The following is a 23,814-nucleotide window of genomic DNA, read 5'->3' as shown; positions in this document are numbered from 1 at the left end:
AGGTCAGCGGCGATGTTATCATGTGCTGCCGTGATGCAACCTGAATAATTCTAACCTTTTCCTTTCCGCTGGATAAGCGGTCATTAATGAGTAGCATAACAATGAGTCTGAAGCGGGTAAGCGAACAATTACTGGCGGTAAATGGCCTGAATCATCAGGATCTGTTTGCCATTCTTGGGCAACTGACCGAGCGTCGTGTGGATTATGGCGATCTCTATTTCCAGTCGCGATATCACGAATCCTGGGGGCTGGAAGACAGCATCATTAAAGAAGGTTCGTACAACATTGATCAGGGTGTTGGGGTACGTGCTGTCAGCGGAGAGAAAACCGGTTTTGCTTACGCGGATCAAATCAGCCTCCAGGCGCTCGAACAGAGTGCTCAGGCGGCACGCACGATTGTCCGGGATAAGGGTGAGGGACTGGTACACGCCCTGGGCCCGGTAGAACATAACCTGTTGTATAGCCATAGCGATCCCTTATCCAGCATGAGTCGTGAAGAAAAACTGGATATCTTACGCCGTGTGGATAAGGTCGCTCGCGCCGCTGATCAGCGCGTCCAGCGTGTTTCTGCCAGTCTGAGTGGCATTTATGAGTTAATACTGGTGGCGGCAACAGATGGCACCCTGGCGGCTGATATTCGGCCACTGGTACGCTTGTCTATCAGTGTGCTGGTGGAAGAGAAAGGTAAGCGTGAACACGGTTCCAGTGGGGGAGGCGGTCGCTTTGGTTATGATTATTTCCTTATGCCTGAAAATGGAGAGGTTCGTGCCGATGCCTGGGCGAAAGAAGCCGTGCGTATCGCGCTGGTCAATTTGTCTGCTGTAGCCGCACCCGCAGGTACGCTGCCAGTGGTGCTCGGTGCTGGCTGGCCAGGGGTATTACTGCATGAAGCGGTTGGTCACGGCCTCGAAGGTGATTTCAACCGTCGTGGCACATCCGTATTCAGTGGTCATATGGGTGAGCAGGTGACCTCTGCGCTGTGTACCATCGTCGATGATGGTACGATAGCGGATCGTCGTGGCTCGCTGGCCATTGATGATGAAGGCACACCGGGACAATATAACGTATTGATTGAAAATGGCATTCTCAAAGGTTATATGCAGGATAAGCTCAATGCGCGTTTAATGGGTGTCGCGCCAACAGGGAATGGCCGCCGTGAGTCTTATGCCCATTTACCGATGCCACGAATGACAAATACCTATATGCTGGGCGGGAAATCTACGCCGCAGGAGATTATTGAATCGGTGGATTATGGCATCTATGCGCCCAACTTTGCCGGTGGTCAGGTCGATATTACCTCCGGGAAGTTTGTATTCTCGACCGCAGAAGCCTATCTGATCGAAAAAGGCCGCATCACGACGGCGGTAAAAGGCGCGACACTGATTGGCTCCGGCATTGAAACCATGCAACAGGTTTCGATGGTGGGTAATGATCTGATGCTGGATAAAGGGGTCGGGATGTGCGGCAAAGAGGGACAGAGTGTCCCGGTGGGCGTGGGTCAGCCGACACTGAAGGTAGATAAGCTTACGATTGGCGGAACAGCCTGACCCAGCGATCCATTTTGCTTCCCGCCGCCATTTTCTGAATCAAAAGCTGCGCCCTCTGGTGGTCACCAGAGGGCGAGGCATTCAGAGCTCCTGATCAAACAGGACAAGGATCGTGTCGTACAGATCTTTGACAGTATAATCCTGAGTGGGTGTGGTAAAGATGGTATCATCGCCAGCAATGCTGCCAAGAATACCTTCGGCTTTACCCAGCGAGTCAAGAAGACGCGCAATGAGCTGGGCAGCGCCTGGGCTGGTATGGATCACCACCACCGCATGGTTATAGTCGATATCCAGCACCAGATTTCGCAGCGGACTTGATGTCGTCGGGACACCGGGTTCAGCCGGCAGGCAATAGACCATTTCCATTTTGGCATTACGGGTACGTACTGCGCCCGATTTGGTGAGCATACGAGATATCTTGGATTGATTGATATTATCGAACCCTTGTTCCTGCAATGCCTGAACGATCTCGCTTTGGGAGCTGAATTTTTCTTCTTTAAGCAGTAGTTTAAATGCTTTAACCAGCTTTTCTTGCTTTGTCGAACTGCGCATAGGTTATCCGGATAATAAGAATAAAAACATTATCATAATGCATAAAAATGAATTTTTATGCAATGCCTGCTGACAGGCTCGTGGTTTATAATATTGTTAATTAAGTTTTTTTAGATAATTATTCTGATACGAACCCTGTGCTTATCACAGTATATAAAAAATGCTAAGGGTAAATTAAGTGCCATTATAGGGTATTGTTTGGTGGAATGAACCGGTTGCCCTGGAACGAATAATAGGGGTTGATACTCCGTTTTATTGGGCGATTAATTGCAGGGGAAACAGGTTGCTGAGATCTTGACCTCCCTGATCCTGTTGTTCGGACATATACGCTAAGATTTTGCCCCGGGGGAGTAAACGACAATATTACTCATAATAAGGAGCTTAGAATGAAAGTTGCAGTCCTTGGCGCGGCTGGCGGGATTGGTCAGGCACTTGCCCTGTTACTTAAGACCCAATTACCTTCAGGCTCAGAACTTTCGCTATACGATATCGCACCGATCACGCCAGGCATCGCGGTGGATCTTAGCCATATTCCTGGTGATGTAAAAATCAGGGGGTTTTGCGGTGAAGATGCCACTCCGGCACTGGCAGGCGCTGATGTGGTATTGATTTCTGCGGGTATCGCCCGCAAGCCGGGTATGGATCGTGCTGATCTCTTTAATATCAACGCTGGGATCGTTAAGAATCTGATACAACAGATTGCAAAAACCTGTCCACAAGCCTGTATTGCTGTCATTACCAACCCAGTGAATACGATGGTAGCTATTGCCGCAGAGGTGTTGAAGAAAGCGGGGGTTTACAACAAAAATAAACTGTTTGGTGTCACGACATTAGACGTGATTCGTGCGCAAACATTTGTTGCTGAGCTGAAAGGACGACCAGCTAATAGTATCTCTGTGCCCGTGATTGGCGGCCATTCCGGGGTGACGATTCTGCCATTATTATCCCAGGTGGCCGGAGTGAGTTTCAGTGAACAGGAAGTGGCTGATTTGACGAAGCGGATTCAGAATGCCGGTACTGAGGTGGTGGAGGCCAAAGCAGGAGGGGGATCGGCAACATTGTCGATGGCACAGGCGGCAGCTCACTTTACTTTATCTTTAGTACAGGCACTGCAGGGGAAGAAAGGCGTTATCGAGTATGCCTATGTGGAAGGTGATGGGCGCTACGCACGTTTCTTCTCACAACCCTTATTGTTAGGGAAAAAGGGGATAGAAGAGCGCCGACCGATTGGCAAACTTAGCGCCTTTGAGCAACAGGCGCTGGAAAATATGCAGGATACCCTGCAAAAAGACATCGCGATGGGTGAAAAATTTATTGACCAATAAGGTGTATTCAATCAACAACCGGCGTTTTTCTTCGGTTGTTGATTGAGTTAATTGGTCATCGGGTACTCCTGAACCGTGACATGGAGCAGGATTTTTTTGTCGTTGCGAATGATGACTATCGGAATTTCTGAACCAGGACGAATTTCTGCCACCTGATCCATCGTTTCGAGGGCAGAAACGGCGGGCTTGTTATTGACTGAAATAATCACATCGCTGGCGCGGATACCGGCGTGAGCCGCGGGCCCATCGGGGGTGACATCATTGACGACAATCCCCTGCAATGGGTTAATGCCACTGTTTCCCTGTATATGCTGCGGTATCATCTCGCGTCCACTGATACCGATATAGCCACGAATAACCCGCCCGTCGCGAATTAGTTTGTTCATGATTTTGGTCGCCAGCTGGAAGGGAATAGCAAAGCCGATACCTTCTGGTGTTTCGCCGTCATTGCTTTTATCAAAGGAGAGCGTGTTGATTCCCATCAGTTCACCGAGTGAATTGATCAATGCACCGCCGGAATTACCGTGGTTAATTGAGGCATCTGTTTGCAGGAAATTTTGTCGCCCGGTGGTGTTCAGACCGGAACGACCCGTGGCGCTGATGATCCCCTGAGTGATTGTCTGTCCGAGATTATAGGGATTACCAATCGCCAGGACGACATCGCCAATACGAGGTATTCGCGCCGGATTAATCGGAATAACGGGTAAACTGGTATTCGCGTTAATTTTTAATACCGCCAGATCAGTCAGGGTATCTGAACCGACCAGCAGCGCTTCAAAGATATGACCGTCTTGCAGGGCAACGATAATTTGATCTGCATCGTTAATCACATGTTTATTGGTCAGAATGTATCCACGCTGATCCATAATCACACCTGAACCGAGCGTCAATTGATTGTGACTGGTGCCGGAAAGCGCCCGGTTATAAACGTTGACGACCGCAGGTGCTGCGCGATGAACGGCTGTGTTATAGCTTACGGGAGACTCATGGGTACTATCATAGCTGACGGGCTGTGACGAACCTGATTGATACAATGAGGGGATCGCCGCCAGAAGCACCATGCCAGCAAGCAAACCGATGAGCGCAGAACGTAAAAGCTTTCCAGGCATGATCGAGATATCGTTGATGAATAAATGCCAGACAGCATAACATGAGTTACGCTGTCATCGTACTGCCAGCGCGCTCTGATCGTATCACGGGCGCAGCCTTGCGCCCGAATGACAGGTGGGCAGATCGTGAATGATCAGTCGCGTTTGGCATCGCCACGTAACAAGCCTGATGCGCCTTCAGAATAGTCGCGAGGCATCTGTACCGGGGCTTGATCGTTCCCTGCTTCTGAGTCTGCCAGATGGTGACGGAATGGATTGGCATCCGCCATTGTCTCAGGTAATAAATTACTGGAGCTTTTTGCCATATGTTGATACAGCTGGCGATAGTCATCGGCCATATTATCCAGCAGTTCTGCGCTACGGGCAAAATGACTGATCAACTCTTTACGATAACCTTCAAGCTCGTTTTTGTTCTTTTCCAGTTCACACTGTAGCGCCTGTTGCTGGCGTAGTTTTCGATTACCGAAACGCATAGCGACGGCACCGATAATGATACCGACAACTAACCCGGCTAGCGCATATTCCCAGGTCATGTCATTCTCCTGTTGTTTTGTGGTTTTGTAGGGTGCGGCTGTAAACTGTTGGCCAGCGTTGATAGTGTCACTATACCCTAAATCATTCAAGTTGCGTCGGGTAAAATGCGGCTCACACCGGTGTTGTCACGATATCCTGATTACAGGGCGGCTGTCACAATCAGCCGAAAAAGTCGGTCTTTGTGATGATTATAGTGAGATACACATATTGCATAAAGATGTCGATCTTTATCCCTGACTTCTCTATAATCTTGCGACCCCGCGTTACGAGAAGGTTTTTTCCCAAACTTTCTATGTGTCGGCATTGGCTATTCGAAGGGGTAGGTTTGCCGGACTCTGTCGTGTGAACCTCAATTGACTCAGCGTTTGGGTGTTCACCAACGTGTAACTTATTATTTGGGTAAGCTTTTAATGAAAACTTTTACAGCTAAACCAGAAACCGTAAAACGCGACTGGTATGTTGTTGACGCGACTGGTAAAACACTAGGGCGTCTTGCCACTGAACTGGCTCGTCGTCTGCGTGGCAAACATAAAGCAGAATATACGCCGCATGTTGATACCGGCGATTATATTATTGTATTAAATGCGGAAAAGATCGCGGTTACCGGCAACAAGCGTGAAGATAAGATGTATTATCACCACACTGGCCATATCGGTGGTATCAAAGAAGCGACTTTTGCAGAGATGATTGCCCGCCGTCCTGAGCGTGTGATTGAAATCGCGGTTAAAGGCATGTTGCCAAAAGGGCCCCTGGGTCGTGCTATGTATCGTAAACTGAAAGTTTACGCAGGTAATGAGCACAACCATGCGGCACAGCAACCGCAAGTTCTTGACATCTAATCGGGATTACAGGCAATGGCTGAAAATCAATACTACGGCACTGGTCGCCGCAAAAGTTCTACCGCTCGTGTGTTTATTAAACCGGGCAATGGTAAAATCGTTATTAACCAGCGTTCGCTGGAGCAGTACTTTGGTCGTGAAACGGCGCGTATGGTCGTTCGTCAGCCACTGGAACTGATCGAAATGGTCGAAAAGCTGGATTTGTACATCACGGTAAAAGGTGGTGGTATCTCTGGTCAGGCAGGGGCGATTCGTCACGGAATTACTCGCGCTTTGATGGCATATGATGAGTCTCTGCGTAGCGAACTGCGCAAAGCGGGCTTTGTTACTCGTGATGCTCGTCAGGTTGAACGTAAGAAAGTCGGTCTGCGTAAAGCTCGCCGTCGTCCACAGTTCTCCAAACGTTAATTTTTTTATCTCGATAAAATGGTTAGCGAAAAAACCCGCTCTGGCGGGTTTTTTTATGGGTGAATCACTGTTATTTATAATAAAACTGTCTGTTATTACTACATTTTTAGTATTTCCGTCATCCCTTCACCACAATGCTGCCCGGATCTGGTAAACTAACCGCTAATTTTATTGATGCTCAATGGCGGATGATCGTTTTTTTTGGTCGCAAGCAGAGTGATCTTCCGTGAATGGGTTTTTTTATATCTGATCAGCCACCTGTGTGGCGGGTAACGGTACAAAATTTTAAATATACCTGGAGGTTTTCATGGCTGTCGCTGCCAACAAACGTTCGGTAATGACGCTATTTTCTGGTCCGGTTGATATCTATAGTCATCAGGTTCGTATCGTGCTGGCAGAAAAAGGTGTTAGTTTTGAGATAGAACATGTGGAGAAGGGAAACCTGCCGCAGGATCTGATTGACCTCAATCCGAATCAAAGCGTGCCAACTCTGGTGGATCGCGAGCTCACGTTATGGGAGTCCCGTATCATCATGGAGTATCTGGATGAGCGTTTCCCGCATCCCCCTCTGATGCCTGTTTATCCTGTGGCACGCGGAGAAAGCCGACTGTATATGCAGCGTATCGAAAAAGACTGGTATTCGCTGATGAGTGTCATTGAGAATGGAACCTCCGCACAGGCCGATGCGGCACGTAAACAGTTACGTGAAGAGCTGCAGGCGATTGCGCCTATTTTTACCCAGAAACCCTATTTCCTGAGTGATGAATTTAGTCTGGTTGATTGCTATCTTGCACCATTACTGTGGCGTTTGCCGGTTCTCGGCATTGAAATAACGGGCGCTGGCGTGAAAGAGCTGAAAGGTTATATGACTCGCGTATTTGAACGTGAGGCTTTCCTTGCTTCTTTAACTGAAGCCGAGCGAGAAATGCGTCTTGGCAGGGGTTAATGAATGGATGCACAGTTAATACCGCGTCGTCCCTATTTACTCAGGGCGTTCTATGAATGGTTGATGGATAACCGGCTCACGCCACACCTGGTTGTGGATGTGACACAGCCCAATGTGCAGGTTCCGATGGAATATGCGAGCAATGGGCAAATTGTACTCAATATTGCGCCGGGTGCAGTGGCCAACCTGAAGCTGATGAATGAGCTGGTGTGTTTCGATACCCGTTTTGGCGGCATTCCGCGTAGTGTCTATGTTCCTATGGCCGCGGTGCTGGCGATTTATGCCCGTGAAAACGGTGCCGGGATGATGTTTGAGCCGGAAGCGGCCTATGATGAGGCGCTCGCTTCATTCGAGGATGATAGCTCACCGTCAGAGGGAGAAAGCGAAACCGTAATCTCGGTGATTGAAGGCGATAAGCCCGATGATCCTGATGATACACCGCCACCACGTGGTGGACGCCCCTCACTGCGTGTCGTGAAGTAAAAACGATCGTGGTGTCTTTTTCTGGCCCGGATAACGTGTTATCCGGGCCAATGTTTTATATTTCCAGGTAGTTCAGGATGCCGTGAGCCGCTTTGCGTCCTTCGGCAATCGCGGTGACGACCAAATCGGAACCACGCACGATATCACCGCCAGCAAATATTTGCCGGTTGCTGGTCTGGAAGGGGTTTTCGCTGTTTTCTGGTGCGATAATATGTCCCTGTTGATCCAGATCCACATGGTATTCGTCCAGCCACGCCATATTGTGCGGCCGGAAGCCAAATGCCATGACAATGGCATCGGCTGGGATCACATGTTCAGAACCCGCAATGATTTCTGCACGCCGACGACCTTTTGCATCAGGTAAGCCCAGTTCAGTCCGTGCCATTTTTATGCCGCATACGTGGCCGCTGGCATTGATTTCAACCGCCAGTGGCTGAACATTAAACTGAAACTCGGCTCCTTCATCGCGGGCATTTTTGACTTCCCGTTTAGAACCTGGCATGTTTTCTTCATCACGGCGATAGGCGCAAATAACCCGCGATGCCCCCTGACGTATTGAGGTACGAACGCAATCCATTGCCGTATCCCCGCCACCAAGCACCACCACCTGCTTACCTGCCATATTGATATAGGGTTGATCGGCTGTTTCACTGAATCCCATCAGTTGTCGGGTGTTGGCGATTAAAAACGGTAAAGCATCAAAAACACCGCTGGCGTCTTCATTAGTCAGTCCGCCGTGCATAGACTGATAGGTTCCGACGCCAAGAAAGAGTGCGTCGTACTCTTTTAGCAGCGCATCAGGCAAAATATCACGACCCACTTCGCAATTGAGTCTGAACTCAATCCCCATGCTGGTGAAAATCTCGCGGCGGCGAGTCATGATATTTTTTTCCAGCTTGAACGCCGGAATACCGAAAGTCAGCAAACCGCCTATTTCCGGATGACGATCGAAGACAACCGTTTTAACCCCATTACGGGTCAGTACATCAGCACAGGCTAACCCCGCCGGGCCTGCGCCGATAATAGCGACTTTTTTACCCGTTGCTGTCACACCAGCAAGGTTGGGACGCCAGCCCATTTCGAATGCTTTGTCATTGATATAACGTTCAATATTGCCAATCGTGACAGCGCCAAACTCGTCGCTCAGCGTGCAGGAACCTTCACACAGCCGATCCTGTGGACAAACACGTCCGCAAATTTCCGGCAATGTATTGGTCTGATGTGACAGCTCGGCAGCCTCAAAAATACGTCCTTCATTGGCCAGCTTCAGCCAGCCGGGGATGTAGTTATGAACCGGGCATTTCCATTCACAATAGGGGTTGCCACAGGAGAGACAACGATCGGCCTGGGCTTTGGCCTGGCCTTCTGAGAATGATTCATAAATTTCTGTAAATTCTACTTTTCTGCTCTTCAGCGGTTTTTTGGGCGGATCAACACGCTGTAAGTCGATAAATTGATATACGTTCTGGCTCATCTGAGTTCCTTACTGCGCCTGTATACGCAGCTCTGCAGAGCTACGACTACGATGACCTAATAGCGCTTTGACATCGCTGGATTTGGGTTTGATCAGGGCGAATTTTGTGGAAAAATCCGGCCAGTTAGCGAGGATCTCTTCACCACGGGACGAACCCGTAAGCTGTACGTGTTCTGTGATCAGCCCCCGCAGATGCTCTTCATGGATCGCGAGCGTGGCAATATCCAGAACCTCGACTAATTCAGGATTGACCCGTTTGCGGAAATCACCATCTTCATTCAGCACATAGGCAAATCCACCCGTCATTCCGGCACCAAAATTAACACCGGTTTTACCGAGAACACAGACAATGCCTCCTGTCATATATTCACAGCCGTTATCACCAATGCCTTCTACCACCGTGATGGCACCGGAATTACGTACGGCAAAACGTTCACCTGCCCGACCGGCGGCATATAAGCGGCCACCCGTTGCGCCATACAGGCAGGTGTTACCAATAATGCTGGCCTCATGGCTGCAGAAGGAGGAACCCACCGGCGGACGAATGGCGATCAGGCCACCCGTCATGCCTTTACCGACGTAGTCATTGGCGTCGCCGATCAGATGTAATTCTACACCGCCAGCATTCCACACCCCGAAGCTTTGCCCGGCAGTACCGGTAAAATGCACGATAACAGGATCTGCCGCCAGCCCCTGATCACCGTGGGTGCGGGCGATATAGCCAGAAAGTGATGCCCCTACTGAACGGTCAGTATTGCGGATATCGAACCAGAATGTTTTGCTCTGTCGGCGATCAACGAAGGGTTTCGCTTGCTGCAAAAGTTGTGCATTCAGTTCGCCTTTATCAAACGGCGGATTGCTTTCTGTACAGTACAAGGTCTGGCCGGGTTCAGGCGCCACCGTTTCCAGCAGTGGGCTGAGATCCAGCTTTTGCTGTTTCGCGGTGAAACCGTCCAGTGTTTTGAGCAAGTCAGTGCGACCAATCAGATCCACCAGACGTGTCACTCCCAGTTGCGCCATGATTTCACGAGTTTCGCGGGCGAGAAATTCAAAGTAATGGCTGACTTTAAATGGCAAACCGTGATAGTGCTCATTGCGCAGCTTTTCATCCTGGGTTGCGACACCGGTAGCGCAGTTATTGAGATGACAAATTCGCAGATACTTGCAACCGAGCGCAATCATCGGGCCAGTGCCAAAGCCAAAACTTTCTGCCCCCAGGATCGCCGCTTTAATGATATCAAGACCGGTTTTCAGGCCACCATCCACTTGCAGGCGTACTTTATGCCGCAGCCCATTGGCGACCAGTGCTTGTTGTGTTTCAACAAGTCCCAGCTCCCACGGACATCCTGCGTACTTCACTGAGGTCAGCGGGCTGGCACCAGTGCCACCGTCATAGCCAGAGATAGTGATAAGATCAGCATACGCTTTGGCGACACCGGTCGCGATTGTCCCGACTCCGGGTTCGGAAACCAGCTTGACAGAGATCATGGCGGCTGGGTTGACCTGCTTGAGATCAAAAATAAGTTGTGCCAGATCCTCGATAGAGTAAATATCGTGGTGCGGTGGCGGGGAAATCAAGGTCACTCCAGGCACGGAATAGCGGAGTTTAGCGATATAAGGCGTCACTTTATCGCCCGGTAATTGCCCACCTTCGCCCGGCTTGGCACCCTGCGCGACTTTGATTTGAATAACATCGGCGTTCACCAGGAAAGCGGGCGTGACACCGAATCGACCCGAAGCAACCTGTTTTATCCGCGATACTTTTTTGGTGCCATAGCGCGCCGGATCTTCACCGCCCTCACCGGAGTTAGAAAATCCCCCGAGACTATTCATAGCCTCGGCCAGTGATTCATGTGCTTCCGGACTTAATGCACCAATCGACATCGCGGCGGTATCAAAACGTTTGAATAATTCCTGCGCTGACTCCACCTGGTCGATATCGATCGCCTCATCGCCGGGGTTCAGCACCAGTAAATCGCGTAACATGGCGGGTAAGCGCTCATTAACGTGTTGCGCGTAGCGCTGATAGTCCTGGTACTCACCGCTTTGCACGGCTTTTTGCAGAGTACGTACAATATCCGGGTTGTAGGCGTGATACTCACCACCGTACACATATTTTAATAACCCTCCCTGCGACAAAGGGTGGCGTACCCGCCAGGCGCGTCGGGAGAGATTAAGCAGATCCTGCTGAAAATCCTCAAATCCAGCGCCGCCAATACGGCTGACGACGCCCTGAAAGCACAAATCGGAAACTTCACGATGCAAACCGACCGCTTCGAACAGCTTAGAGCAACGATAGGAGGAAATCGTCGATATGCCCATTTTGGACATGATCTTATACAGACCTTTGTTGATACCGTTGCGGTAATTCAGCATCACGGTACGATAATCTTTATTAATCGCCTTGCTATCGACCAGTTTCGCCAGTGTCTCATAAGCCAGGTAAGGGTAGATGGCTGTCGCACCAAAACCCAATAACACGGCGAAGTGGTGTGGATCGCGGGCACTGGCGGTTTCGACAATGATATTGGCGTCACAACGCAGGTTTTTATCGACCAGCCGCGTCTGAATAGCGCCGACCGCCATCGGAGCCGGAACCGGCAGCCGATCGCTGGAGATGTTACGATCAGACAGCACCAGCAGAACCGTGCCGTTACGCACCATTTCTTCGGCCGTATCACACAGTGCTTTTACGGTTTCGGCGAGGGTGGTCTCGCTGGCGTCAAAGGTAATATCCAGGCGATCAGCACGGTAATAGACCTCTTCGATAGTGGTCAATTGCTTGAAATCGGAATACAGCAAAACCGGTGATTTGAAGCTCAGACGATGCGCCTGGCCCTCTGCTTCACAGAACACATTCATTTCCCGGCCGATACTGGTAGCCAGTGACATCACATGGGCCTCACGCAGCGGATCGATCGGCGGGTTGGTTACCTGAGCAAACTGCTGACGGAAGTAATCATAAATGATCCGTGGTTGACTGGAGAGCACCGCAAAAGGGGTGTCATCTCCCATGGAACCTACCGCTTCCTGACCGTTTTCGCCCAGCACACGCAGTACCGAATCCAGCTCTTCCGTGCTGTAGTTAAATTGTTTCTGGTAACTGGCGAGGGTATCGTCATCCAGCTGGCGATGACCGATCTCTTCATCTGGCAGATCTTCGAGTGGTATCAGGCGACGAACATTCTTCTCCATCCACTCTTTATAAGGATGGCGGCTTTTCAGGTCGTCATCGGTTTCTGTGGAGTGCAAAATGCGGCCAACACGGGTGTCGATGACCATCAGTTCTCCTGGCCCGACACGACCTTTCTCAATCACTTCATCAGGCTGATAATCCCAGATACCAATTTCAGAGGCACAGGTGATCAGTTTATCTTTGGTGATGACATAACGCGCTGGCCGTAATCCATTACGGTCAAGATTACAGGCAGCAAAGCGACCATCGGACATCACGATCCCTGCCGGGCCATCCCACGGCTCCATATGCATGGAGTTAAAATCAAAGAAAGCACGTAGTTCCGGGTCCATATCAGGGTTATTCTGCCAGGCAGGAGGAACCAGCAAGCGCATGGCTCGTATAATATCCATACCGCCTGCCAGAAGAAGATCCAGCATGTTATCCATTGAGCTGGAATCCGAACCGGTTTCATTGATAAATGGCGCGGCATCATGCAGATCCGGAATTAACGGCGTCTGGAATTTATAGGTTCGTGCGCGTGCCCACTGTCGGTTACCGGTGATGGTGTTAATTTCGCCGTTATGTGCCAGATAACGGAAGGGCTGAGCCAGGGGCCAGCGTGGTACGGTATTAGTAGAAAAACGCTGGTGAAACAGGCAGATCGCAGACTCCAGACGCAGATCAGCCAGATCGAGATAAAAACGTGGTAAGTCGGCGGGCATACACAGGCCCTTATAGACATTAACCAGGTTTGACAGACTGCATACATAGAAATCTTTATCGTCCAGCAGGCGTTTTTCTATTCGGCGGCGAGCAACAAATAAACGGCGCTCCATATCACGTGGTCGCCAGCCTGCCGGGGCGTTAATAAAAATTTGCTCAATCTGTGGCTGTGAGGAGAGGGCGATTTCACCCAGCACATCGGCGTTGATCGGGACTTCACGCCAGCCAACGATAGACAGGGTTTCTCGTTGCAATTCTTCTTCAATAATACGGCGAGCGGTGGCTGCCAGTTCAGGATCTTTATTCAGAAACAGCATCCCGACAGCGTAATTTTTGGCTAAGCGCCAGCCATGATCTTGCGCGATGAGATGGAAGAAACGATCAGGTTTCTGCAACAGCAAGCCACAACCATCGCCGGTTTTACCATCTGCCAGGATCGCACCACGGTGTTGCATACGAGACAGCGCGTGTATTGCAGTGCGAACGACTTTATGACTGGGTTCGCCTTCTATGTGGGCGATCAGGCCGAAACCACAGTTATCTCTCTCAAGAGATTTATCATACAGCATATTCGTAGACCTCCCCAGGTTTCGATAGGCTTCCTCTTTGACAGTGATTGTATCCGGGCGCAGAAAGAACGTAGCGACAGGCTGAGCTGTGCATTCATCTCTCTGGCATCCTTTTTTATATCAATCAGCAAGTTTAATAGCTTGCTGTCAGAGGAAATTTTAATAACGGCATAAAATAATGAGCAGAGTACCCATTGAGAAAGCTTCCAGTACAGAGTCAAGTTATCGGGAATCCATACTGACGTCAAATGGTCGCTTTATTGATAAAAACCGGACAATCATGAATTTAACCGGAAATGTGGGAGGAGGGTGGAGTGGTGGTACGGTGTGGATAGCAAATCATTACATATAAATACTGATTATATCAATTTTATTAGGTTATTTATCTAAAAAATAAATTAATTATGGAATATAAAACCAGTGATTATTTTAAACAATATAAAAGCACTTCCCAGGTGAGATATAAGAAAAAGTCATCACAATCTTTGTTAGTAAAGACGGGTTTATTTTTGATGACGATCAGTCAGTCCATCAGCCGGTTAATTTAGCGCCTGGTGGGCCAGGCGCTTATTCAGCTTATGGTGAGCGGCGTCTAAAATAAATCAATATATTAGCGGCAGATTTGGCAGCAGCAGAGTAAAAAGATGTATAAACTGACGTTACATTGAGATGTCGTGAGTGGTGTTCACTGCCAGTGAGATTCAAATCCATGCCTGTTTTTTGTGCAGTTTACCATCTGTGGCGCAATAAGAATCATGGCGTGACACTACGGGCGTAAAGGAATCCTTTATGAAGCAAGTCAGATTGTTGGCACAGTACTATGTTGATCTGATGACAAAGCTTGGGCTGGTGCGTTTTTCTATGTTACTGGCGCTGGCGCTGGTGGTACTGGCCATTATTGTCCAGATGGCAGTGACGATGGTGCTGCATGGCAAGGTTGATAGTATCGATATGATTCGTTCTATTTTCTTTGGCTTATTGATCACGCCCTGGGTCATTTACTTTTTATCGGTGGTAGTTGAGCAACTGGAGGAGGCTCGACAGCATCTTGCCCGGGTGGTGGAAAAACTGGAAGAGATGCGTAAGCGCGATAACCAGCTCAATGTTCAGCTTAAATATAATATCGCACAGCTTAATCAGGAGATGAGTGATCGTGAAAAAGCGGAGGCTGAAAGAGAAGCCACGCTGAATCAACTGCAGAGTGAGATCAAAGAGCGTGAAAAAACACAAATTAAGCTGGAGCAACAATCTTCCTTTCTGCGTTCTTTTCTCGATGCGTCTCCCGATTTGGTTTTCTACCGTAATGAATTAAGTGAATTTTCTGGCTGTAATCGAGCCGTCGAACGGTTAACCGGAAAAAGCCGGAAGCAGCTTATGCACCTTAAGCCAGAGGATATTTACAGCCAGGAGGTGGCGGAGAAAGTGCTGGAAACTGACCAGAAAGTTTTTCGCTATAACATATCGCTCACTTATGAACAGTGGATAGAGGGCCCGAAGGGATCGAAGAGCTGCTTTGAAATCCGCAAAATTCCATACTATGACTGGATTGGTGAGTGTCGTGGTTTGATGGGGTTTGGTCGTGATATCACCGAACGTAAGCGTTATCATGAGGCGCTGGAACGCGCCAGTCGCGATAAGACCACTTTCATCTCGACGATTAGCCATGAACTGCGTACCCCACTGAATGGTATCGTCGGGCTAAGCCGCATTTTGCTGGATACTGAACTCAGTAGTGAGCAAAAGAAATACCTCCAGACCATTCATATATCAGCGGTCACTCTTGGTAATATCTTCAATGATATCATTGATATGGATAAGCTTGAACGACGTAAAGTGCAACTGGATAACCAGCCGGTTAACTTTACCGATTTTCTTACCGATCTGGAAAATCTTGCGGGTCTGCAGGCACAGCAAAAAAGGTTGTCTTTTGTGATGCAACCCATACAGCCCTTACCACATAAAGTGATGACCGATGCCACCCGTCTGCGGCAAATCTTATGGAACCTGATCGGTAATGCGGTGAAATTTACGCCGCAAGGCGGAAAAGTGACGGTCAGCGTTAGCTATGATAACCAACATGGTCAATTACATTTCGTGATTGAAGATTCTGGCATCGGCATTCCAGTCGATGAACAGGAAAAGATATTCTCGATGTATTATCAGGTAAAAGACAGCGAGGGGAGAAAATCCGCGACCGGAACCGGCATCGGCCTGGCGGTATCGCGACGGCTGGCTCGTAATATGGGCGGCGATATTGATGTGAGCAGCCAGCCCGGTCATGGATCGACATTTATCCTGACGGTTGATGCGCCAGCGGTGGTAGAGGAAGTCGAGACAGTGCCAGAGGACGAGGTTACTCCTCTCCCCGCGCTGCATGTATTATTGGTTGAAGATATTGAGCTTAATGTCCTGGTTGCGTGTTCAGTGCTGGAGAAACTAGGGAACAGCGTGGATGTCGCCATGAGCGGTAAGGAAGCGCTGAAGATGTTCAGACCAGGTGAATATGATCTGGTGTTACTGGATATTCAGCTACCGGATATGACAGGGCTGGATATTGCTCGCTATCTGAAACAACACTTTGCCGCTGATAAGTTACCGCCACTGGTCGCGCTGACCGCTAATGTACCGAAGGATAAAAAAGAGTATCTCGATGCCGGGATGAGTGATGTATTGAATAAACCGCTCTCGGTGTCCGCGTTAACGACAATTATCAAAAAATTCTGGGATGTGGCTGACACCCCCGCCGGGTTAAAGGATAACACCTCCGGTATAACAGCCAGTCAGTCGGCGGCGGCACTGAATATTCCGATGCTTGAGCAGTATATCGATCTGGTCGGGCCAAAACTTATCCATGATGGCCTGGTGGTGTTTGAGAAGATGATGCCTGATTATCTGTCGGTACTGGAATCCCATCTGGTGGCACATGATGATAAAGGTATTGCTGATAGCGGACATAAAATTAAAGGTGCCGCAGGCTCTATCGGCCTGAGTCATATTCAGCAACTGGGGCAACTGATCCAGAATGCTGACCTGCCAGCGTGGGCAGATAAAGTACCTCAATGGGTTGAAGAGATAAAATCGACGTGGCAGCAGGATGTGGCGACATTAAAGAGGTGGGTTGCTACCGCAGAGAAAAAATGACCCCGGATAAACCGGGGTGCGCGAATACAGCGCCAACACCAGGGAATATATTTTTGCCACATTTTATGGCGATGTTGTACTGTGAGCCTGACAACTAAAAGACGGTAAGTCTTGTTCCATGAGAGCGGTTTTACTTGCCTTTTGCCCCTGAACAAAACCCAGGATCTTTGCGTAGCGTATTGCATATATACTGCGATTTCTCCGCACTATCAGTGTTCAAACACAGACGGAGGACGCTTTATGAAGCACGCTGTTAGCTAGCTATACATTAATATAGCAAATATTAAATTATTTGTTATGTGAATTAGTAAAAATATGAAGAAATATGTGGAAATTTCTTGTTTGGCTCGGCAGAACAGGATGGTAATACGCTAATCTTCACCAAAACCGGTATGAAATAGCGTAATAACGGCAGCCAGTGCTTCGGTTTCCTGTCGGCCACTGGCCTCGATTTCTATCTGTTGCCCTTTGGCAGAATCGAGCATCAGCAAGGCAATGATGCTATCCGTTTCGGCTTGTATGCCTGCCTGGTTGCGTAATAAAACGCTGGCATCATAATTTTGCATAATATCGAACAACTTCATCGCCGCGCGGGCATGGAAACCTGATTTATTGGTAATTTCAACACGCTGTCTGATCGTCATGAGGGATGCTTTTCCAGCGTGCGATGGCGTGACTGTACATTTTTACTGCGTGAACGGAAATAATCAGCAAGCTGTTCAGCAATATAGACAGAACGGTGTTTGCCACCGGTACAGCCAATCGCGACAGTTAAATAGCTACGGTTATTGGTTTCCAGCATCGGTAACCATAATTCAAGATAGTTACGGGTCTGGTAAATAAAATTGTGAACTTCGGTATGTCGGCTAAGAAAATCGGCGACCGGTTGATCCAGCCCGGTCATCGGACGTAACTGTGGGTCCCAGTGTGGATTGGGTAAAAAACGGACATCGAAAACATAATCAGCATCAATCGGGATACCATGCTTAAAGCCGAAAGATTCGAACACGATAGTCAATTCCCGTTCGTGTTTACCGGACAGACGGATACGCAACATCTCAGCCAGTTCATGTACTGACATCTCTGAAGTATCAATGATCAGATCCGCGCGCGATCGGAGCGGTTCCAGCAGATGACTCTCTTCATCAATCGCGTGCTCAAGTGAGAGGTTTTTATTTGACAGCGGGTGCAAACGGCGGGTGTCACTGTAACGACGGATTAGTGTGCTGCGGTTAGCATCGAGAAACAGCAGCTGTGGAGAAAAGGTCGCAGGGAGCTTGCTCATCGCCTGCTCAAACAGTTCGGGTGATTCTGGCATGTTACGGACATCAATACTGACGGCAGCAGGAACATCCCTGTCCGCCAGGGTTGTGGCCAGATCAGGTAACAGAATGACGGGCAGATTATCGACACAGTAGAACCCCATATCCTCAAGGGCCCGCAGGGCGACAGATTTACCAGAACCTGATCGACCACTGACAATCATCAGTACCATGTATTGTTCTCCTTAACCACGATAGAAGGGAAGCATTTCCTCGGTTATGTCTCATTGCTGTTTCCTGCAGCAATGATGATCTCATATAATTCGCCATCGCTTTGCGCAGCGCGCAGACGGCGGCAAATATTTTTATCAGTCAGTTGCTGGGTCACCAGCGAAAGTGTATGCCGATGGGCCTGGACCCGATCGACAGGAACCAGAAGCGCAAACAGCAGATCGACGGCCTGGTTGTCGAGCGCATCAAAAGCGATCGGCGTTGCTAACTGAATAAAAACACCGATAGTTCGCAGTGTATCCTCATCCAGTTTACCATGTGGAATGGCAATACCGTTACCAATGCCCGTGGTTCCCATTCTTTCACGGCTGAGGAGCGCTTCAAATACCACTTGTGGCGACAAGTTTAGCTGTTTTGCTGCCAGCCCACTGATAATTTCCAGTGTCCGTTTTTTGCTCTGGCAGTGAACCTGGCTGAGGGTACATTCTCTGCTCAGAATGTGACTGAGTTGCAGGGGGGAATCGTTATTTATCATCATTTCACCTGGGTCTTATCACCTGTCAACGTCAGCAGGTTGCTGAATTTTATCATGATGGTTGTGCCGGGACTTCATTCCTGCTCTAGCGTAGTTTTTTTCGCTGGTTAGAGGGAGGAATAGATAACGACTCCCGGTATTTGGCAATCGTGCGACGTGCGACGATGATCCCCTTTTCAGACAATAAGTGGGTGAGTTTACTGTCACTGAGGGGTTTTGTCGGATTCTCAGCGGTGATTAATTTTCTGATCAGCGCACGGATGGCGGTTGACGACACCTCCCCACCATTTTCAGTATTCACATGGCTGGAGAAGAAATACTTTAACTCAAAAATACCACGCGGACTATGCAGATATTTCTGGCTGGTCACCCGGGAGATAGTCGACTCATGCATATCGATGGCCTGAGCGACATCAGCCAGCACCATTGGTTTCATAAACTCTTCGCCGTGCCCGAAGAAGGCCTGTTGTTGCTCGACAATATAGCGACTGACACGCAGCAGGGTATCATTGCGGGCTTCCAGACTCTTGATCAGCCAGCGTGCCTCCTGCAAATTATGGCGAATAAACTGACTATCGGTATCATGACGGGCCCCCTTGTTCATGGCGGCATACTGTTGGTTAATGGTCAGATGAGGCACGCTATCGGCATTTAACTCAACCCCCCAGTGATCGCCTATTTTACGCACCAGGACATCAGGAATAACATATTCAGCTCTGTTGCTTTGAATCGATTGACCCGGGCGGGGATCGAGCGACTGGATCAGTTTGCAGGCCGCTTTCAGCCCCTCTTCTTTGAGTCGGGTGACGCGCATCAGGGTGCGGAAATCATGATGCGCCAGCAGATCAAGATGATCAGCGATAATAAGGCGGGCTTCTTCCAGCCACGGTGTCTGCTGGTCATATTGTGAAAGCTGTACCAGCAAGCAATCGCGCAAATCCTTTGCGGCGACACCGACAGGATCGAAGCGCTGAACTCGCTTGAGTACCACTTCTATCTCTTCGGGGTCGATATCGTCATCATGCATGCATTCGACAATCTCTTGTAGCGAGATAGTGAGGTAGCCATTGTCATCGACGGCGTCAATGATCGCGGCGGCGATAGCGCGATCTGTCTCGGTGAAGGGGGCTAGATTGAGTTGCCACATCAGATAATCCTGCAGCGTTTGCGTAGTCTCTCCCTGATAGACGGGTAACTCATCGTACTGATAATCCACGCTGTTTCCTGATGGCGTCCCGGCGGTATAGACTTCGTCCCAGCTCGCATCAAGGGGTAAGTCTTCAGGTAATTCTTGTTTCTCAAATGCTTCTACGATCTCCAGCGAATCAGGGTCCTCAGGCTCGCTGGCTTCTACTTCATCATGAATATCGGTTTGCTCAAGCAATGGGTTACTTTCCAGTGCTTGCTGGAGTTCCTGGCGCAGCTCTAACGTTGATAGTTGCAGTAAACGTATCGCTTGCTGCAACTGTGGTGTCATAGCAAGCTGTTGGCTGAGCTTTAATTGCAATCCTTGTTTTATATTCAGGACTCCTCTCTCCGGTGAAAATGACAGTCACGTTTACCTTGTCAGAGTCTGAAATCTTCCCCAAGGTATACGCGCTTAACTTGTTCATTGCTCAGTATCTCTTGCGGTGTACCATGAGCGATGAGATGTCCGGCATTGACTATATAGGCGCGTTCGCAGACCGCCAGGGTTTCTCTCACATTATGATCCGTTATCAGTACACCCAGCCCACTATCCCGCAGATGCTCAATAATATGTTTGATATCGATAACAGAAATGGGATCAACACCGGCAAATGGCTCATCAAGTAAGATAAATTTTGGATTTGCCGCCAGTGCACGGGCAATTTCGACCCGACGACGTTCACCACCGGAAAGTGACTGGCTAAGATGGTCACGCAAATGATCGATGTGAAACTCCTCCATTAACTCCTGCGCACGATCAGCGCGCTGTTCACGGCTGAGATCATCGCGGATCTGTAAAATAGCCATCAGATTATCGTACACGCTCAGACGCTGAAAAATAGATTTTTCTTGCGGTAAATAGCCGATCCCGCGCCGGGCCCGGGCGTGTAATGGCAACAGACTGATATCTTCATCATCGATGATAATATTACCCGCGTCGCGTGGCACAATGCCAACAACCATATAGAACGTGGTTGTTTTTCCTGCACCATTGGGGCCGAGCAGACCGACAATTTCACCTGATTTGACGGTCAGGCTGACATTCTCGACAACCCGGCGACCTTTATAGGCTTTGGCGAGATTTTTGACAGTTAATATAGCCATAGCAAATTAGTGACCTTTCTGGGGATGCTGCGCGGTTTTGTCCTGGAGTTGCCCGGGAACCAGCACCGTTTTCACGCGTTGTCCTTTGCTGCTGAATGCCTGCATTTTTTGCTCTTTGACCAGGTAGGTAATTTTATCCCCCTGGATATTGCTATCAAGCTGATCAAGATAGGCATTGCCGAGAAGCACGACGAAATCATTTTGTAATTCATAATGCATTTTATCAGCGCGTCCCTTGACTGGTTTACCGTTATCCTGCATCTGATAGAAGGTGGCAGGATGACCATAGCCGTCAATCACCTCTTTGCCTTGATCACCGCCAGGACGGGTCACCACGACTTTATCGGCATTGACTTTGATCGTCCCCTGGGTGACGACCACATTGCCGGTAAATGTTACAACGTTGCCTTGCATATCCAGCGATTGTTGATCCGATTCGATATGAATCGGTTGTTCGGTATCACCCGTGATGGCCAGCACTGGCCAGCCAGCAGTCAGCAAGGCGCTGGCAAGTACCACTTTAAGGCTGAGTTTGTGTATTCTGAATTTCATAGGAAGTTTTCACTTTTTCAATCAGCTCGGCCGTTTTGCTGCGTAAATTTCCACGCATTTTCAGGCCACTGGAATTAAATGTTGTTCCATATAATGTGACGACATCATCGGAGGTCACATCAAATGTCACCAGATTTATCAAGGCATTATCGGTTGTTATTTTGCGCAGTTGAGAATCGATAGTCAGTGCTTTCACCTCAACATGCCCGTAAAGATACAGCATACGATCTTTGGTCAATTTGGCTTTATCTGCTCTGACAGACCAGTCGGGTTCTTTATTGACGTTATACAAGGTCATTATCGGATGTGTGAACCACGACAGTTCCTGTGCAGAGAAATAAGCCACATGATCCGCAACCAGACGATAACTCAGAGCGCCTTCCGGATTATAAACAACGGTATCGGTGTGTTCGCTGGTATACGTCGGAGCATCTGACTGGATCTGAAGTTGAAAGGGCGCATTCGTCTCTGTCAGATTCAGACCAACCAGAATCAGCGCCACCAGCGATAATAAAATAATAACCCAGCGTCTGGTTTTACTCATATTGATAGCCCTGTGGCCTCATCCAGTTTGCCCTGTGCTAATAATAACAAATCACACACTTCGCGTACCGCTCCACGACCCCCATTAATATGGGTGACATAATCGGCGCGTGGTAACAGTAGCGGGTGTGCGTCTGCGACGGCAACGCTCAGTCCGGTTTCTGCCATGACGGGCCAGTCGATCAGATCATCACCAATATACGCCGCTTCTTGCGGAGAAAGCGCAAGGGTCTTTAATAAGTCGTGAAAAGCCTGGCGTTTATCAGACTGCCCCTGATACAGATGACGAATGCCCAGCGTCTGGCAGCGGTCTTCAATCAGTCTGCCGCTTCTGCCGGTAATAATGGCCACTTCAATACCGGATGTCAGTGCGCAACGGAGTCCGTAACCATCACGGACATGAAATGCTTTCAGTTCTTCTCCTTGATTCCCCATATAGATGAGGCCATCGGACAGGACGCCGTCAACATCGAGAATCAATAGACGGATCTTCAGGGCGCGCGCGAAGACATCAGCACTGACGGGCCCATAACAGGTCACCCAGGGGGCACCAGCATTATTCATCATCTTATCCTTATTTATACTACACCTGCGCGCAGGAGATCATGCATATGTACCACACCTGACAGACGGTCACCCTCGGCGACTAACACACAGGTGATGTGGCGGGATTGCATCAGATTCAGCGCATCAACGGCGAGCAGAGTGGGTTGTATGCGAACGCCTCCCGGCGTCATGACATCGGCTATACGGGCATGACGCATATCAATGTTGGTGTCGAAAACACGACGTAAGTCGCCATCAGTAAAAATCCCGATAATATTCATATCATCATCGCAGATGGCCGTCATACCTAAATTTTTACGGGTGATCTCCAGCAGCGCATCACGCAGAGTCGCCTGGGTATCGACATGAGGGATTTCATCACCGGTATGCATAATATCATTGACCCGCAGCAGTAACTTTCGCCCCAGTGCGCCGCCGGGGTGAGACAGGGCGAAATCTTCAGCGGTGAAGCCGCGTGCTTCCAGTAACGCAACCGCCAGTGCGTCCCCCATGACCAGCGCAGCCGTCGTACTGGAAGTCGGTGCTAATCCTAACGGGCACGCTTCTTTGGGGACTTTTACGCACAGGTGAATATCTGCCGCACGTGCCATACTGCTTTCAGTACGTCCGGTAATACAGATGAGCGGAATATGCTGGCGCTTTAATACCGGAATCAACGCCAGAATCTCGTTCGATTCGCCGGAATTGGATAGTGCGATAACAATATCTTTCGGCGTGACCATGCCTAAGTCACCGTGGGAAGCTTCGCCGGGATGAACGAAAAATGAAGGCGTTCCTGTGCTGGCAAAAGTCGCCGCCATTTTTCGCCCAATATGACCCGATTTTCCCATCCCCATGATGACCGTTTTGCCATGACAGTGGTAGATTCGATCGCAGGCACGGGTGAAGTTATCATCAATATATTGATCGAGTTGCGCCAGACTTTCACGTTCAATTTTCAGCACTTCTCGCCCTGCCTGCTGAAAATCAAAGCGCGGTGATAACTCTTTGTTTGACATTGTATT

At 49.3% G+C, this 23,814-nt stretch carries 21 protein-coding genes; 7 read left to right on the top strand and 14 right to left on the bottom strand.

From position 1 onward, the window contains the following. Positions 1-101: 101 nt before the first annotated feature. Complete coding sequence (gene tldD, locus PT300_01030; protein MDF7679278.1) at positions 102-1,547, top strand: metalloprotease TldD; 1,446 nt, start codon at positions 102-104, stop codon at positions 1,545-1,547. Positions 1,548-1,628: 81 nt separating this feature from the next. Here tldD and argR read toward each other — a convergent pair whose 3' ends face one another. Further along, positions 1,629-2,099, bottom strand: coding sequence for a transcriptional regulator ArgR (gene argR, locus PT300_01025; protein MDF7679277.1), 471 nt, complete (start codon positions 2,097-2,099; stop codon positions 1,629-1,631). A gap of 386 nt (positions 2,100-2,485) precedes the next feature. On the opposite strand from argR, the gene mdh reads away from it, so the two are divergent. Next, positions 2,486-3,424 (top strand): malate dehydrogenase, encoded by a 939-nt coding sequence (gene mdh, locus PT300_01020; GenBank protein ID MDF7679276.1) that lies wholly within the window; start codon positions 2,486-2,488, stop codon positions 3,422-3,424. Between the two features lie 47 nt (positions 3,425-3,471). Here mdh and degS read toward each other — a convergent pair whose 3' ends face one another. Together degS and zapG are read right to left on the bottom strand one after the other, a co-directional pair. Next, entirely contained in the window at positions 3,472-4,533 is a 1,062-nt protein-coding gene (gene degS, locus PT300_01015) for an outer membrane-stress sensor serine endopeptidase DegS (GenBank protein ID MDF7679275.1), read from the bottom strand. Between the two features lie 134 nt (positions 4,534-4,667). Then, positions 4,668-5,066: a Z-ring associated protein ZapG gene (gene zapG / locus PT300_01010; protein MDF7679274.1), complete on the bottom strand. Its 399-nt coding sequence runs from the start codon at positions 5,064-5,066 to the stop codon at positions 4,668-4,670. Between the two features lie 411 nt (positions 5,067-5,477). Here zapG and rplM point away from each other — a divergent pair, with 411 nt between their 5' ends. The 4 genes from rplM to sspB all read left to right on the top strand — a co-directional run bounded on the left by rplM (position 5,478) and on the right by sspB (position 7,743). Then, complete coding sequence (gene rplM, locus PT300_01005; protein MDF7679273.1) at positions 5,478-5,906, top strand: 50S ribosomal protein L13; 429 nt, start codon at positions 5,478-5,480, stop codon at positions 5,904-5,906. 15 nt (positions 5,907-5,921) lie between these two features. Then, positions 5,922-6,314 carry a 30S ribosomal protein S9 gene (rpsI, locus tag PT300_01000; protein MDF7679272.1) on the top strand — a complete coding sequence of 131 codons (393 nt, stop codon included), beginning with the start codon at positions 5,922-5,924 and terminating at the stop codon, positions 6,312-6,314. A gap of 307 nt (positions 6,315-6,621) precedes the next feature. After that, the gene (gene sspA, locus PT300_00995; GenBank protein ID MDF7679271.1) at positions 6,622-7,260 is read left to right on the top strand and encodes a stringent starvation protein SspA; all 639 of its coding nucleotides are present in this window, start codon (positions 6,622-6,624) and stop codon (positions 7,258-7,260) included. A gap of 3 nt (positions 7,261-7,263) precedes the next feature. Next, complete coding sequence (gene sspB / locus PT300_00990; protein MDF7679270.1) at positions 7,264-7,743, top strand: ClpXP protease specificity-enhancing factor; 480 nt, start codon at positions 7,264-7,266, stop codon at positions 7,741-7,743. 55 nt (positions 7,744-7,798) lie between these two features. On the opposite strand, the gene PT300_00985 is transcribed toward sspB, so the two are convergent. Next, entirely contained in the window at positions 7,799-9,217 is a 1,419-nt protein-coding gene (locus PT300_00985; protein MDF7679269.1) for an FAD-dependent oxidoreductase, read from the bottom strand. Between the two features lie 9 nt (positions 9,218-9,226). Next, on the bottom strand, positions 9,227-13,687 hold the full coding sequence (gene gltB, locus PT300_00980) for a glutamate synthase large subunit (GenBank protein MDF7679268.1): 4,461 nt from the start codon (positions 13,685-13,687) through the stop codon (positions 9,227-9,229). A gap of 789 nt (positions 13,688-14,476) precedes the next feature. On the opposite strand from gltB, the gene arcB reads away from it, so the two are divergent. Next, positions 14,477-16,828 carry an aerobic respiration two-component sensor histidine kinase ArcB gene (gene arcB / locus PT300_00975; GenBank protein ID MDF7679267.1) on the top strand — a complete coding sequence of 784 codons (2,352 nt, stop codon included), beginning with the start codon at positions 14,477-14,479 and terminating at the stop codon, positions 16,826-16,828. 371 nt (positions 16,829-17,199) lie between these two features. Here the strand turns inward: arcB and npr are convergent, their stop codons facing one another. The 9 genes from npr to kdsD form a co-directional block, all read right to left on the bottom strand. Beyond that, positions 17,200-17,472 (bottom strand): PTS phosphocarrier protein NPr, encoded by a 273-nt coding sequence (npr, locus tag PT300_00970; protein ID MDF7679266.1) that lies wholly within the window; start codon positions 17,470-17,472, stop codon positions 17,200-17,202. Then, positions 17,469-18,323, bottom strand: coding sequence for an RNase adapter RapZ (gene rapZ, locus PT300_00965; protein MDF7679265.1), 855 nt, complete (start codon positions 18,321-18,323; stop codon positions 17,469-17,471). The genes npr and rapZ overlap by 4 nt, the downstream gene beginning before the upstream one ends. A 44-nt stretch (positions 18,324-18,367) precedes the next feature. Next, complete coding sequence (gene ptsN / locus PT300_00960; protein ID MDF7679264.1) at positions 18,368-18,856, bottom strand: PTS IIA-like nitrogen regulatory protein PtsN; 489 nt, start codon at positions 18,854-18,856, stop codon at positions 18,368-18,370. 85 nt (positions 18,857-18,941) lie between these two features. Beyond that, entirely contained in the window at positions 18,942-20,375 is a 1,434-nt protein-coding gene (gene rpoN, locus PT300_00955; protein ID MDF7679263.1) for an RNA polymerase factor sigma-54, read from the bottom strand. 47 nt (positions 20,376-20,422) lie between these two features. Next, on the bottom strand, positions 20,423-21,148 hold the full coding sequence (lptB, locus tag PT300_00950; protein MDF7679262.1) for an LPS export ABC transporter ATP-binding protein: 726 nt from the start codon (positions 21,146-21,148) through the stop codon (positions 20,423-20,425). Between the two features lie 6 nt (positions 21,149-21,154). Further along, a complete protein-coding gene (lptA, locus tag PT300_00945; protein ID MDF7679261.1) occupies positions 21,155-21,700 on the bottom strand; it encodes a lipopolysaccharide ABC transporter substrate-binding protein LptA in 546 nt (181 codons plus the stop codon). Beyond that, positions 21,669-22,244: an LPS export ABC transporter periplasmic protein LptC gene (lptC, locus tag PT300_00940; protein ID MDF7679260.1), complete on the bottom strand. Its 576-nt coding sequence runs from the start codon at positions 22,242-22,244 to the stop codon at positions 21,669-21,671. The genes lptA and lptC overlap by 32 nt, the downstream gene beginning before the upstream one ends. Then, positions 22,241-22,807: a 3-deoxy-manno-octulosonate-8-phosphatase KdsC gene (gene kdsC / locus PT300_00935; GenBank protein MDF7679259.1), complete on the bottom strand. Its 567-nt coding sequence runs from the start codon at positions 22,805-22,807 to the stop codon at positions 22,241-22,243. Before kdsC ends, lptC begins: the two co-directional genes overlap by 4 nt. A 14-nt stretch (positions 22,808-22,821) precedes the next feature. Then, entirely contained in the window at positions 22,822-23,808 is a 987-nt protein-coding gene (kdsD, locus tag PT300_00930) for an arabinose-5-phosphate isomerase KdsD (protein MDF7679258.1), read from the bottom strand. Positions 23,809-23,814 lie beyond the last annotated feature (6 nt).

The organism is Enterobacteriaceae bacterium ESL0689, from assembly GCA_029433525.1.
Lineage (GTDB): Bacteria > Pseudomonadota > Gammaproteobacteria > Enterobacterales > Enterobacteriaceae > JAQTIF01.
This window is presented reverse-complemented; position numbering and strand designations above follow the sequence as displayed.